The organism is Rhodococcus sp. IEGM 1302, from assembly GCF_030056935.1.
Lineage (GTDB): Bacteria > Actinomycetota > Actinomycetes > Mycobacteriales > Mycobacteriaceae > Rhodococcus_F > Rhodococcus_F qingshengii.
This window is the reverse complement of sequence record NZ_JASHKY010000026.1, coordinates 19105-31830: the sequence shown is the minus strand read 5'-3', so window position 1 is coordinate 31830 and position 12726 is coordinate 19105. Positions and strand designations below refer to the sequence as shown.

The following is a 12726-nucleotide window of genomic DNA, read 5'->3' as shown; positions in this document are numbered from 1 at the left end:
CCCGGAACACAATCTGTTCCGGGGCTTTTCGTATGTCGACTAAGCGGTCTTCTCGGCCGAGTTCTCCTCGAGGCGAGGGGGTGCGGAAGCGACCGGCGGATGCTCGCGTCGGCGGCTCTTGAAGAACACCGCGCCACCGATCACCGCAACACCGGCGATGACGAACACGGTGACGCGCTTGCGGCCGCGAGGCTTCTCGGTGCGTTCCGTGGATTTCGTGGGGATGGCCTTTGCGCGCTCGACGCCCTTCTTGGCGAGGACTTTGCCCTGACGACCCAGGAACAACCCGACCTGCCCAGCGCCGCGAGCGACCGACGTGGCGACCACCGCAGCGATGCGGCGAGCGTTGTCGGCTGCCTCGGACTCTTTGATGCGAGCCGCTGTCTCTTCGAGGTAGGCGGCAGTCTCGTCGAAGGTGTCCTCGACGCGGGCGCGCGCGTGATCGAAGGTGTCGGGCAACTGCGTGCTGAGGGACTCGGTCACTCGTGTCATGACTTCACTGTGCCATAACAGTGGGGCGAGGACAGGGAGACTTTTGCGGGGCGACATCCACGAGAACGCCGGCAATGGCACGATGGTGGTGTGACTTCAACTCATCAGACCGCAACCGCAACGCTGCACACGAACCGCGGCGACATCAAGATCGCTCTGTTCGGCAACCATGCGCCGAAGACCGTCGAGAACTTCGTCGGCCTCGCCGACGGCTCGAAGGAGTACACCACCGCAAACGCCGCCGGCACCAAGACCGGCCCGTTCTACGACGGTGCCATCTTCCACCGCGTCATTGACGGCTTCATGATCCAGGGTGGCGACCCCACCGGAACCGGCACCGGCGGCCCGGGCTACAAGTTCGGCGACGAGTTCCACCCGGAACTGCAGTTCGACCGTTCCTACCTGCTGGCCATGGCCAACGCAGGCCCGGGAACCAACGGCTCGCAGTTCTTCATCACCACCGGCCCGACGCCGCACCTGAACCGTCGCCACACCATCTTCGGTGAGGTTCTCGACGACGATTCCAAGAAGGTTGTCGACGCTATCTCCTCCACCGCCGTCGATCGTGGCGATCGTCCGGTCGAGCCCGTCGTGATCAACAGCATCACCATCTCCTGAACAGGTAAAACAAGCAGATGACGAACCCCGGTTGGGGCGGCGGTGCGAGTGAGGGCATCCCGCCCCAACCGCGGTGCGTCCGCCATCCAGATCGACCTACCGCACTTTCCTGCAATCGTTGTGGACGACCGGCGTGCCCGGACTGTCTCCGCGAGACGGCGGTGGGATACCAATGTGTTGACTGTGTAGCTGCCGGTCAGCGTGATGTCCGCCGCGTTCGGGGCGTCGCCGGAAACACCGTGAGCCCCACCCGTGCGGTCCCGGTCGTGACGTACACCTTGATGGGGCTCAACGTCCTGGCGTTCCTCGCCACCTTCGCGCAGTCGCGAAGCATCATGAACAATCAGGTCGGCTCGTCGATCTTCGCGAACTGGGCACTCAATCCGGGGCTCGTCGCCAGCGGTGACTGGTTCCGGCTCATCGGCTCCGGGTTCCTGCACTTCGGCATCTTGCACCTCGCGGTCAACATGTACGCCCTCTACATCCTCGGACGCGACACCGAAATCGTGATGGGCCGCTCGAGGTACATCGGCATCTACCTGGTTTCGCTTCTCGGCGGTTCCGCCTCGGTGATGGCATTCCAGCCGGTGTTCTCTTCGCTCACGGCCCTGTCCTGGACTGCTGGGGCGTCGGGTGCGATCTTCGGCATCATGGGCGCACAGGCCGTCCTTCTATTGCGTTTGCGTCGAAGCCCGGTCCCGATCATCTCGGTGATCGCGATCAATGTGATCATCAGCATTTCGCTGCCCGGGATCTCGTTCTGGGGTCACGCTGGAGGTCTGGTGGCAGGTGCCGCAACGGCCGCTGCATTCCTGTACGCCCCGCAGTGGTTGGGCGCCGGTGAGAACCGCGTGAAAGCAGTGCGGATCGGCTGGATCGCTTTTGGTGCCGTCACTGTGGTGACGTTGGGAGTCATCGTGCTCCGCGTCGTCCAACTGCGCGAACAGCTGGGAATCAGTTAGCGAGCAATCCCCATCGGGTCGCCAGTACTGCCGCGGCGGTTCGATTGGGGACGCCTACTTTCCGAATCACGCGTTCGACATGTGTAGCAATCGTTGCTGCTCCGATCCCCAGGCGCGCTCCGATGGCCGTGTTCGAATCCCCGGTCGGTATCAGTGCGAGTACTTCCAGTTCGCGTCGAGTCAATCCCATCGGTGGCTCGATCGAATGCCATTTGACGACGGCGAGGCCCCCGCGGGTCGGCGTTACCTCGAGACGAATCACCGAAGTCCCGTCGAGTGACAGGTAAGTGGCGGGGGCACCCGTTCGGGCACTTTCGGCGCCGGCGTTCCGCACCGCTATCGGCAGTTCGCGAGAGCCGTCGACGACGGTGCCGTCCGGAGCGATCAGAGCTGTCGGCCGTGAATCGGGCAACGCCTTCCGGCTGGGCTCGTATGGGTCGAGGGCAGCGGCCAACGACGCTGCGAGCAGAGCGATCGTCACTTTCGATTGATCGTCGAGATAATGCCCTGGTGTTGTACTCGCGTTGAACATTCCTAGATAGCGACCGTCGCCCGCAAACAGACACTGGCTGATGCCGTCGCTGTAGAAGGGTGCGATGACGGAATCGAACAGAACTCCGGTCCGCAGATGATCGTCGACGTCGTGCAGAACGATCGGCAGCCGCTGCCCCTGAAGCTGTTCGAAGACGGGATGTGCTGCCATTCGAGTATTGACGACGTCGAGGGATGCCGCCGGGTATCCCAGGCTCGCGACTGTTCGGTGGGTGCGTTCGGACGGATCCCACCGTGACAGTCCGGCGTGGTGGTACGGCACTGCTTCCTGCAATTCGAAGAGTGCGCGCGCCGGGACCATCGCGGGTAAGGCGTCGCGCAGCCTCAGCGCGGCAGCCAAGCGTCTCGAGGTCGGATCAGCCATCCCTGAATTATGCCTTGGGTCACAGCACGAGTCCGCTGTCTCCGCATCCCCTGATCGACGGACTCGTCCGAGCCCACCTGCTCCTAGGTTCTCCTCCATCACTGGACCTCGAGCACTTGGAGCACGACGATGGATGTTTCGGATTACGCAGCCTGCGATGCGACTGAGCTTGCCTCACTGATTGCAAGCGGGCAGGTGAGCGCTTCTCAGGTGCAGTCTGCGGCAGCAACTGCGCTGGATCAGGTGGACAGTGAACTCGCAGCAATGGTCGGTGATCGATTCGACCCCTTGGACTACAACGCCGACGGGCCATTTTCCGGAGTGCCATTCGCGATCAAAGATCTGATCATTCACGCCGCGGGCGTCCCGCAGCGTAACGGCAGCAGGTTGTTCGGAGACGGCGTCACGTATCCGTACGACAGCCATCTGATGGCGCGTTTTCGGCGGGCCGGCCTTGCAACCATGGCGGTTACGACGTCACCTGAAATGGGATTCAACGCGACGACGGAGGCAAAGGCCTACGGCAAGCCGACCCGCAATCCCTGGGATACCACTCGCAGCCCCGGAGGTTCCAGTGGCGGATCGGCGGCCCTTGTTGCGGCAGGCGCACTTCCGATGGCTCACGCGAACGACGGCGGAGGTTCCATTCGTATTCCAGCGGCGGCGTGCGGGCTCGTCGGGCTCAAGCCGAGCCGCGGACGGGTAAGCCCTGGTCCCGACTACTCGGATCCACTGCTGGGCATGGGAATTGAATTCGCGGTCACCAGAACCGTGCGTGACTGCGCATCGTTGTTCGACGCGGTCGCGGGGACGGAGCCGGGCGACAAGTATCTGTTTCCGAGTGCGGTCGACTCGTTCGCGGAAAGTGCCGCACGGGAGTCAAGGCCGCTTCGGGTTGCCGTCTCCGTCGATTCCGGTGATCCGCGTCGGCCGGTCGATCAGCAGTGCGTACTGTCGGTGAAGGCGGTTGCCGCACAACTGGAATCGATGGGCCACCTCGTCGAGTACGCGGCGCCATCGATCGATATGGAGATGTTCAATCGTGCGAACCTCGATGCGTGGTGCAGTTTTCTTGCGCAAGCTGTGGCAGGTGCGGGTGAACAACTGGGATTCACTCCCGGCACGGATCACCTCGAAGCGACCACTCTCGCGTGTGCCGAATACGGCGCGAAACTCGGTGCGCGGGACGTTTTTGCGGTGGAGAACGTGTTCAACACCGTCCGACGTGAGTATGCGCGGTTCCTGGGGTCCTATGACGTGATCTTGACGCCGACAACCAGCTCACCGAATACCGAATTGGGACATCTCGACGCAGACGACGATGCATTGGACGCACAGGGTTGGGCGGACAAGATTTTCGAGTTCGGTTCGTTCACCGCAATCTCGAACGCGACCGGCAATCCTGCCATCTCGTTGCCGCTGTGTACCTCGTCCGAGGGCTGGCCGATCGGGATTCAGTTCATCGGTGCTTACGGAGACGAGGCGAAGCTCCTCGCGTTGGCGGGTGACCTGGAGAAGGCTATGCCCTGGGAGCATCGCAGGCCGACGGTATTTGCGCGATAGTTGTGGAGCTTTCCTCCACGTTGCGCGCCAACTCATGGGTGAACTTCACATAGGTTGAGGTCAGCGGTGCTTCTACTGTGGCTTGAGTCACTTCGTAGATAGCAACGCTGACCTTTTCCGAGGAGTACCCCTGCCATGACCTCCACCGATAGCACCACCACTGACGGTGGGGTTGCGCCGAGCGAGATCGAATCTCGCGTGGTGAAGAAGGTAGCGCGCCGGCTGATTCCCTTCCTGATCCTGCTCTATTTCGTGAACTATCTGGATCGTACGAACATCGCCTTCGCGAAGCTCACCATGAGCGCCGACCTCGGGATGACCGAGACGATGTTCGGCCTCGCCTCCGGACTCTTCTTCGTCGGCTATCTGTTGTTCGAGGTGCCGAGCAACCTGGCCCTGCACCGCTTCGGCGCCCGGCTGTGGATCGCGCGGATCATGCTCACCTGGGGCATCCTCGCCGCTGCGCTGGCATTCGTGCCCAACGTGGGCAGCCTCTATTTCCTCCGCATTCTGCTGGGAATCGCCGAGGCCGGCTTCTTCCCCGGAGTTCTTCTCTACCTGACCTTCTGGTTCCCGAAGAAGTACCGCGTACGCCTGATGGGCTTGTTCCTGCTGACGCTTCCGCTCTCGTCGGCGCTCGGCGCCCCGCTTTCGGCGGCCATCATCCAGTACGGCGACGGACTGTTCGGCCTCGCCGGATGGCGCGTGATGTACCTGATCGAGGGTCTGCCCGCCGTGATCTTGGCGTTTGTCGTCTGGTTCTACCTCACCGATCGTCCCGCCGACGCAAAGTGGTTGACCCTCGAGGAGCGCACCTGGCTGATGAAGTCCATGGCCGACGAGGAGAAAGAACTCGGCGACGCCGGTCACCAGTCCGCCGGCAAGACCCTGCGCGATCCCCGCGTCATCGGTTTCGGTCTGGTCTACTTCGGAATCACGTACGGCCTTTACGCTTTGAGCTTCTTCCTGCCCAGCATCGTCGCGGGATTCAAGCAGACGTTCAACACCGATTTCTCGCTCGTCGAGACAGGCCTGATCGTGGCCGTCCCCTACGCGATCGGCGCTGTCGCGATGGTGCTGTGGAGCCGCCATTCCGACAAGACCGGTGAACGAATGTGGCACGTTGCAGCCCCGACGCTCCTGGGCGCGGTATCAATTCCGATTGCGCTGTACCTGGATTCACCGTTCACCGTCATGATCGCGGTCTCGCTCACCGCCGTCGGCGTGCTGTGTGCACTCCCCGTATTCTGGTACCTTCCCACCACGTTCCTGACGGGTGCCAGCGCGGCCGCGGGCATCGCCATGATCAACTCGATCGGCAACGCGTCGGGCTTCGGTGCTCCGTACATCACCGGCTGGCTCACCGATGTGACCGGAAATGCCAAGGCAGGACTGTGGGTGGTGGGCGCCGTGATGCTCTGTGCCGCAATCCTTGTGGTGGCACTGGCAAAGCGATCGAGCAAGCCCGCTCAGATCTGACCGAGTTTCCCGGCACTGGCACGCAGCCGGATCAGGAGCGCAAGATCGAGCGCCTGGTCCGGCTGACGCCACTGTGTACCGATCAACCTGTCGATCGACTCGAGCCGTTGGTACAGAGTGTTGGCGTGAATCGCGAGCGCGGCGGCGGTCGCGGAGTGCTTGCAATTGTGTGACAGGTACGACGCGAGGGTGTCCAATAGCGGAACGCCGCGTCGTTGCTCCTCCTCGAGGAGAGGACCGAGGGAACGCTCTGTCAGGGCTTCCAGTTCTTCGCGGCCGGTGCGGCTGAGGAGAATTCGGTAGATGCCGAGTGAACTTGCCGGTTCCACGTGGGAGGCCCGACCGAGAGTCTCGAGGACGTCGACGGTGTGCTGCGCCTCGACATACGCTCGCGCCAGACCTTCCGCTCCCACCGCCGGATCGGCGATTCCGACGGTCGGGTTCTCCGCCGGCTGCACCCACGCCGCCGCAACTGCTGCCGGTGACATTCCGGGAATCAGTGTGATGACTCGTGAACCATGTTCGGCAACAACGGTTCCTGACGGGAATGCAATTTCCTCGATACTGCGACGCGTACGGTCGACGGCGTCGGCCGGGCGGGCCACCACGACGGTGTACGAGCGGTCAGGATTGAGCCCGGCCAGGCGGAACTGACCGGTGACCTCGGCTGGCGTCGGCGCAGGCCTGGTGATCAGATCGACCAGAAATGCGTCGCGTGCCCGACGGGTAGCTTCCCTGGCCGCCCGTTCGCCGACCAGTGCCAGCGCAATGGCGGGAGCTGACCTTTCGAGTGCCAATCTCATGGCGGCGGTGGGTTCCTGGCGCGAGAGTAGGAACAGAACTCCGAGTTGGTCACCGGCACTGCGTACTTCGGTGGCGAACAGGAACTGCTCACCGACGATCAGCGTCACCTCCTGCTCGCGTCGGTCGGCGGCAAAGATGTCGAAGACCCGATGCACGCTCTCGCTCACCCGTTGCAGTCCCGGTGGAATCTCGGATGTTCCGGTCACGAAGAACACCGGCGAACCCGTCGACGCCGAGGTTTCCTCCACGAGTTCACGGACTCCACCGCCGCGCAGGACAACTTGTGTGAGCGAACGATCCCAAGTCAGTGTCTGTTCGAGAAGTGCTGTGCGCTTAGCAAGTTCGGTGTTCGCTGCATTCACTTCTGCAACCGTCGCGCGATAGCGTTCGAGAGAGCGGGCATTCTCGATCGCCACCGAGGCATGAGCTGCGAGGGCGGACAGCAACGCAACTTCCTCGTTGCCGAATCGGCGCTCCTGACGTTTGCACGCGCACAGCGCACCCAGGATCTTGCCGTTCAAGGTCAGCGGCACGGCCAACAGGCCGCGCATGTTCTCCGCTCGCGCTGCGTCGTCGGCGGGCCCGATGTGTGCAAACGAGGGGTCGTTTCGATAGTCGGAAGACCAAGCGGGAGAAGAGTTCTCGACTACGCGACCGATCAGACCTTCGCGGAACGGAACCGTGAGGCCGAGCAGTTGGGAGGTGTACGCACCGCTCGTGACTTCGATGATCAAGATGTCGTCGTGAATGAGAGCAAGGTACGAAAGGTCCACGCCGAGTAGTCGTTTGGCCTGATCCACGATCTCCTGCAGGAGGGCGTGGTGATCGTGCATCGTGGTCAGCAGCGACGCGATGTCGTTGAGTGCCCCGAGTTCGGTGGCGCGCTGTCGGCGCTGAGCCAGGAGACTTCGTAGTTGAAGTGCCGATCGGGCTTCTCGCTCGATCTCGGCGGCGACCTCGGGGCCTGACCCAGCGGCCAACTGATCGCGGTGTTCGATCAGTTCCTCGGTGGATGCCTCGGCCAGGAGAAGCTGTAGCCAGTTCTCGTGCATCCGCGCTCCCTTGTCAGACCAACTCGTCAGACCAATGATGAGTATGGAGAGAATGTCCATACAGTTTCCGGTTTCTCGGAGTTAATCTACATGGGGCGATGTAGCCGCCGTCACTATCGTGGAGACATGACACTCCTCGAGGCGCTCGGCTCGCAGATCGATGCGGATCGACTGATCACCGACCCCGACATCATGGCGAGCTACATCCACGACGACGCCGAGTGGGCTCCCTACGAGATGCCTGTCGCAGTGGTCCGCCCGCGCACAGCCGAGCAGGTACAGACAGTTGTGCAGGCGTGCATCGCCCACGGTGCGCCCGTCGTCACGCGCGGCGCCGGAACCGGTCTGTCGGGCGGAGCCAACGCAGTCGCCGGCGGCGTCGTGATCGCCTTCGACGCGATGAACGCCATCAAGGAGATCAACACCCTCGAGCGTTTGGCCGTGGTCGAACCCGGAGTGGTCAACGATCACCTCCGCGACGCCTGCGCCGAGCACGGCCTCTGGTATCCACCCGATCCGGCGAGCGCACCCTGGTCGACGATCGGCGGCAACGTCGCGACCAATGCCGGCGGCCTGTGCTGCGTCAAGTACGGCGTCACCAAGGACTACGTACTGGGCATGCAGGTGGTCACCGGAACCGGTGAGCTGGTTCGGCTCGGGCGTCGAACTGCCAAGGGAGTGGCTGGGTTTGATCTCTCGGCACTCATGGTCGGCTCCGAAGGCACTCTCGGGGTGATCACCGAGGTGACCGTCAAGCTTCGTCCTCAGCGCGATCCCGAACGCACCATCGTCGGATACTTCGACTCCATCGTTGCTGCGGGCAAGGCCGTCGAAGCCGTCGCCGCAGACGGTCTCACGCCGTCGGCCCTCGAGTTGATCGATCGGCAGTGCCTGCTTGCCGTCGATGCCTGGAAGAACATGGGCCTCTCGGCCGATGCCGAGGTGGTCCTGCTCGGCCGAATCGACACACCGGGCGAGATCGGCGACGCCGAAGCCGAGCGAATGTTGGCCTGTTTCAACCGTTCCGGGGCTACCTGGAGCGCGAGATCCACCGACCAGGAGGAAGCCGACGCCCTGTTCTCCGCCCGGCGTCTGGCATACCCCGCCCTCGAGCGGCTCGGCCCGGTGCTCACCGAGGACATCTGTGTCCCCAAGGCGGCGGTTCCGGAGATGTTGGCGCGCATCGAGGCCATCTCGGCCCGGCACGACACGCACATCGCGAACATCGCGCACGCGGGTGACGGCAACCTGCACCCGCTGCTGATCACGCCACACGACGACGAAGCGGCGCGGAGGCGCGCTCAGGCCGCTTTTGCCGAGATCATCGACAACGCCCTCGAGTTGGGCGGAACCGTCACCGGTGAGCACGGCGTCGGCCTACTGAAGATGGGTGGCCTGGAACAGGAACTGTCACCGGCCGTCGTCGCGATGCATCATGCAATCAAGGGCGCACTCGACCCTCACGGAATCATGAACCCGGGCAAGGTGATCTGAAAGGCTGGCTCCGTAACCGAATCGGTTTCCGGAGTTACGCCGTCGAAATGACGAGTTCCTACGCTCGAGTTGAACCGTTTGGCCAACTCGACGTATGGAGTCATGAATGTTCTCTTCCGATTTGACGCTGGCAAGTGTTGTTCCGCGGCGCGTGGAGACGGTCGAGGCCGTCCGGGCGGCAATCGCTCTCGACGGCGCCGCGGTGTTCGGTGGCCTGCACACCGAGGAAGATGCCATTGCCTTCGCGTCGAAGTTGCTCGGTGAGAAGTGCATTCGCGTCGGCCGCCAGTTCGAGGCGAGCGCCAAAAGTCAGGATGCCGAAGCCGCTGTCGTCGACACGCAACCGGTGGACGAACGCGGCCGCAAGCGCTCGTTCGGTTTCTCCGGCGAGCGGATGACCGCCCACAACGACGGTTTCGCGTTCGGCGATTACGCTCCCGATTACCTGTTTCTGTGGTGCAAGCGCCCGGCGTACCCGAGTGGCGGCGACTCGTTTCTCATCGACGCGGTCAAACTGACCCAATTGCTCGCCTTCGATCCCGCAACAGCGGAGCTGGCCGAATTCTGTTGGAGCACAGACATCGACCATTCGGAACCGAACTTCCCGCAGAACACATTTGCGCCGATCGCCAGGACGGTGCCGAGTGGACGCAACCAGGTTCGCTATCACCCGTACCTCGCGCCGATCGCCGGTGAATCGGAAGTAGCGCAGTGGCCGCTGGTGAAGCAGTGGAGTGAGGCTGTGATTCACGTGCGAGACAGCGGTCCGATGTTCCGCGCCGAAGCCGGCGAGATGATCTGCATCGACAACTACCGGGTACTGCACGGCCGCGACGGATACACCGACCCCGGCCGTGAGCTGTACTCGATCTGGGGATGGTCGAGCGACGCAGTCGCGGTGCCGCAGCAGGCTCTCGACATCGTGCAGCCGGACCTCGCGGCACTGGCCATGTAACCAGCGCTTATTTCTCGGGCGGCACCAAACCGTGGACGGCGAGCACGTCCAGGACGTCCTCCGGTGACGTGCCGAGATCCCAGCGTCCGAAGATCAACAGCTTCTCCGTGTCGGTGGGACGGTCGACGATGTCGATCTCGAGCATCGGGACGCGTCGACCCAGACGCGGGTAGCGGACGAGACGCACGCGGTCGATCTGTTCGCGGGTGAACTCGTGGCGGGCGCGCAATCGCTGCACCGCGATCGACTTGGTTCCCGCGTCTTCGATCACAGCCAGGCGGGGACGCTGACGCAGGGCGAGTCCGCCCATCACGAACAGCCCGATCACCGCGAGGGCGAGCAGGAAGCGTCCGGCAGGCTCCGTGGGCGCGATTATCGAGGCGATCGCGAGGGCAATTCCGCCGCCGAACATCGCGTAGACAACACCCATCGGAGTGGCCCACGAGATCACCTCCGTGACGTTGTCACGAGGCTGTGGATGAAATTCATCCTCGAGCATGTGGATAACTTCCTAGGTTGTCCACAGGAGTTATCCACAATGGGGATGAATGACACCCATGTAATTGAATGACGGTCACGATCCGGGTCGAATCAGATACTCGCTGGTCAGCGCCATCTCATGGTCATGACAAGGCCGACAACCATGAAACCGAAGCCGACGAGGAAGTTATAGTTTCCCAAGTCGTTCATCCACGTGATCGAATCCGCGGCCAAGTAGTACACAATCAACCACGCCAGGCCGACAAGCATGAATCCGAGCATCACCGAGACGTACAACGTGCTCGACGGACCCATCTTCACCTTCACCGGAGTGCGGTTTGCCGGGTTGACTGTGTAGTCGTTCTTCTTACGGACCTTCGACTTGGGCATGACGTCCTCGCTCTACGGTGTGACCTGCATGTGTTACCTACACGCTAACGTAGCTGTGTCCAGTTGGTCACCGGCCGACCTGCACAATCCGGGAGGAGCCACGTGTCTTCGGGTGAATCTTCACGAACCGTCTGGCACATCGGTGTACTTGCCGTCTGCCTGGTAGCCGGTCTGATGGTCGCCACGGCGCAACGATCCGCCGAGGAAAACCAGCTGCAGGTCACCGAAAGCACCAGGCTCTCCGATCTGGTCCGCAGCGCCCAGGCCAATGCCGAAAAAGTTTCGGCCGACCGGGACGAACTTGCCGCTCAGCTCGATTCGCTGCAGGAAGACGCGGCTCGGTCCGACGCCGGAGTGGCCGCCGCGCTCGGTGACATCAAGAACATCTCCGCCGACGCGGGACTGACGGAGATGACCGGCCCCGGCGTCGTGGTCACGATGACGGACGCCCCACGCAACGCCGAAGGCAAGTACCCGGTCGACGCCACCCCGGACGACCTCGTCGTGCATCAGCAGGACGTCCAGAGCGTCCTGAACGCGCTGTGGGCCGGCGGGGCCGAAGCGGTGGGCATGCAGGACCAACGGATCATCAGTACGTCGGCGCCGCGGTGCATCGGAAACACTCTTCTTCTTCACGGACGTACCTACAGCCCGCCCTACGTGATGAGCGCCATCGGTGACGTTGCGCGCCTCGAGGCGGCCCTCGCCGCCGAACCGGGCATTCGGATCTACAAGCAGTACGCGACCCGCTTCGGCCTCGGGTACACGCAGGCGACGCCGTCGCAGATCACGGTCCCCGCCTATACCGGCGGATAGCACAGGCGTTTACCCTGCTCTCATGAGGATTCTCGTCGTCGACAACTACGACAGCTTTGTGTTCAACCTGGTGCAGTACCTCGGCCAGCTCGGAACCGAAGCCGTGGTCTGGCGCAACGACGATCCACAACTGACGGCAGACCTCGAAGGTGCAGTAGCGCAGTTCGACGGCATTCTCCTGAGCCCGGGCCCCGGAACTCCGCAGCGCGCGGGAGCGACGATGGATCTGGTGAAGGTCTGCGCCGACACCAAGACTCCGCTGCTCGGCGTCTGCCTCGGACACCAGGCGATCGGTGCGGCTTTCGGCGGAACCGTCGACCGCGCGCCCGAACTGCTTCACGGCAAGACGAGTCTGGTTCACCATAAGGACGTCGGCGTCCTGGCCGGACTGCCCGATCCGTTCACCGCTACCCGCTACCACTCGCTGACGGTTCTCGAGGACACCATTCCCGAGGAACTCGAGGTGACCGCCCACACCGAGAGCGGCGTCGTGATGGCGATGCGTCACCGCGAACTGCCGATTCACGGCGTCCAGTTCCACCCGGAGTCCGTCCTCACTCAGGGTGGACACCGGATGCTCGCGAACTGGCTCGCAGTCTGCGGTGAGGCGCCTCCGGAAGGGCTCGTCGCAGCTCTCGAGGCCGAGGTCGCGTCGGCGCTCGGTGGAGCCCTGCCCGCAATTCTCTGACACCTGTCAACAAAAAA

The 12726-nt window shown here is 63.0% G+C and carries 13 protein-coding genes; 8 read left to right on the top strand and 5 right to left on the bottom strand.

The window, feature by feature from the left end; all coding sequences use genetic code 11:
• Nucleotides 1–39: 39 nt before the first annotated feature.
• A complete protein-coding gene (locus tag QM609_RS24455; RefSeq protein WP_039973062.1) occupies nt 40–492 on the bottom strand; it encodes a hypothetical protein in 453 nt (150 codons plus the stop codon).
• A 90-nt stretch (nt 493–582) separates the two neighbouring features.
• On the opposite strand from QM609_RS24455, the gene QM609_RS24450 reads away from it, so the two are divergent.
• Both QM609_RS24450 and QM609_RS24445 read left to right on the top strand, forming a co-directional pair.
• On the top strand, nt 583–1110 hold the full coding sequence (locus QM609_RS24450) for a peptidylprolyl isomerase (protein WP_007729190.1): 528 nt from the start codon (nt 583–585) through the stop codon (nt 1108–1110).
• Between the two features lie 17 nt (nt 1111–1127).
• A complete protein-coding gene (locus QM609_RS24445; protein WP_283337571.1) occupies nt 1128–2072 on the top strand; it encodes a rhomboid family intramembrane serine protease in 945 nt (314 codons plus the stop codon).
• Here the strand turns inward: QM609_RS24445 and QM609_RS24440 are convergent.
• Nucleotides 2065–2988: a helix-turn-helix domain-containing protein gene (locus tag QM609_RS24440; RefSeq protein ID WP_050656761.1), complete on the bottom strand. Its 924-nt coding sequence runs from the start codon at nt 2986–2988 to the stop codon at nt 2065–2067. The genes QM609_RS24445 and QM609_RS24440 overlap by 8 nt on opposite strands.
• Nucleotides 2989–3117: 129 nt before the next feature.
• Between QM609_RS24440 and QM609_RS24435 the strand changes: the two genes are divergently transcribed.
• Nucleotides 3118–4551 carry an amidase gene (locus QM609_RS24435; protein ID WP_050656760.1) on the top strand — a complete coding sequence of 478 codons (1434 nt, stop codon included), beginning with the start codon at nt 3118–3120 and terminating at the stop codon, nt 4549–4551.
• Between the two features lie 135 nt (nt 4552–4686).
• A complete protein-coding gene (locus QM609_RS24430; RefSeq protein ID WP_003942551.1) occupies nt 4687–6030 on the top strand; it encodes an MFS transporter in 1344 nt (447 codons plus the stop codon).
• Here QM609_RS24430 and QM609_RS24425 read toward each other — a convergent pair.
• Nucleotides 6021–7886, bottom strand: a complete 1866-nt coding sequence (locus tag QM609_RS24425; protein ID WP_050656770.1) for a helix-turn-helix domain-containing protein — start codon at nt 7884–7886, stop codon at nt 6021–6023. The genes QM609_RS24430 and QM609_RS24425 overlap by 10 nt on opposite strands.
• Nucleotides 7887–8012: 126 nt before the next feature.
• Here QM609_RS24425 and QM609_RS24420 point away from each other — a divergent pair, with 126 nt between their 5' ends.
• Both QM609_RS24420 and QM609_RS24415 read left to right on the top strand, forming a co-directional pair.
• A complete protein-coding gene (locus QM609_RS24420) occupies nt 8013–9380 on the top strand; it encodes an FAD-binding oxidoreductase (RefSeq protein WP_228232348.1) in 1368 nt (455 codons plus the stop codon).
• 106 nt (nt 9381–9486) lie between these two features.
• A complete protein-coding gene (locus QM609_RS24415; RefSeq protein ID WP_050656758.1) occupies nt 9487–10335 on the top strand; it encodes a TauD/TfdA family dioxygenase in 849 nt (282 codons plus the stop codon).
• A gap of 7 nt (nt 10336–10342) precedes the next feature.
• On the opposite strand, the gene QM609_RS24410 is transcribed toward QM609_RS24415, so the two are convergent.
• Together QM609_RS24410 and crgA are read right to left on the bottom strand one after the other, a co-directional pair.
• The gene (locus tag QM609_RS24410; protein ID WP_003942511.1) at nt 10343–10834 is read right to left on the bottom strand and encodes a PH domain-containing protein; all 492 of its coding nucleotides are present in this window, start codon (nt 10832–10834) and stop codon (nt 10343–10345) included.
• Nucleotides 10835–10941: 107 nt separating this feature from the next.
• The gene (crgA, locus tag QM609_RS24405; RefSeq protein ID WP_003942576.1) at nt 10942–11205 is read right to left on the bottom strand and encodes a cell division protein CrgA; all 264 of its coding nucleotides are present in this window, start codon (nt 11203–11205) and stop codon (nt 10942–10944) included.
• Between the two features lie 102 nt (nt 11206–11307).
• Between crgA and QM609_RS24400 the strand changes: the two genes are divergently transcribed.
• Nucleotides 11308–12021 carry a DUF881 domain-containing protein gene (locus QM609_RS24400; protein WP_020905624.1) on the top strand — a complete coding sequence of 238 codons (714 nt, stop codon included), beginning with the start codon at nt 11308–11310 and terminating at the stop codon, nt 12019–12021.
• A 22-nt stretch (nt 12022–12043) separates the two neighbouring features.
• The gene (locus tag QM609_RS24395; RefSeq protein ID WP_003942537.1) at nt 12044–12709 is read left to right on the top strand and encodes an aminodeoxychorismate/anthranilate synthase component II; all 666 of its coding nucleotides are present in this window, start codon (nt 12044–12046) and stop codon (nt 12707–12709) included.
• Nucleotides 12710–12726 lie beyond the last annotated feature (17 nt).

What these genes read in the sequence shown, in the direction of transcription:
- QM609_RS24435 (WP_050656760.1), top strand. Translation starts at nt 3,118, where the DNA reads ATGGATGTTTCGGATTACGCAGCCTGCGATGCGACTGAGCTTGCCTCA.
- QM609_RS24420 (WP_228232348.1), top strand. Translation starts at nt 8,013, where the DNA reads ATGACACTCCTCGAGGCGCTCGGCTCGCAGATCGATGCGGATCGACTG.
- QM609_RS24455 (WP_039973062.1), bottom strand. Translation starts at nt 492, where the DNA reads ATGACACGAGTGACCGAGTCCCTCAGCACGCAGTTGCCCGACACCTTC.
- crgA (WP_003942576.1), bottom strand. Translation starts at nt 11,205, where the DNA reads ATGCCCAAGTCGAAGGTCCGTAAGAAGAACGACTACACAGTCAACCCG.
- QM609_RS24395 (WP_003942537.1), top strand. Translation starts at nt 12,044, where the DNA reads ATGAGGATTCTCGTCGTCGACAACTACGACAGCTTTGTGTTCAACCTG.
- QM609_RS24430 (WP_003942551.1), top strand. Translation starts at nt 4,687, where the DNA reads ATGACCTCCACCGATAGCACCACCACTGACGGTGGGGTTGCGCCGAGC.
- QM609_RS24415 (WP_050656758.1), top strand. Translation starts at nt 9,487, where the DNA reads ATGTTCTCTTCCGATTTGACGCTGGCAAGTGTTGTTCCGCGGCGCGTG.
- QM609_RS24445 (WP_283337571.1), top strand. Translation starts at nt 1,128, where the DNA reads ATGACGAACCCCGGTTGGGGCGGCGGTGCGAGTGAGGGCATCCCGCCC.
- QM609_RS24410 (WP_003942511.1), bottom strand. Translation starts at nt 10,834, where the DNA reads ATGCTCGAGGATGAATTTCATCCACAGCCTCGTGACAACGTCACGGAG.
- QM609_RS24440 (WP_050656761.1), bottom strand. Translation starts at nt 2,988, where the DNA reads ATGGCTGATCCGACCTCGAGACGCTTGGCTGCCGCGCTGAGGCTGCGC.
- QM609_RS24425 (WP_050656770.1), bottom strand. Translation starts at nt 7,886, where the DNA reads ATGCACGAGAACTGGCTACAGCTTCTCCTGGCCGAGGCATCCACCGAG.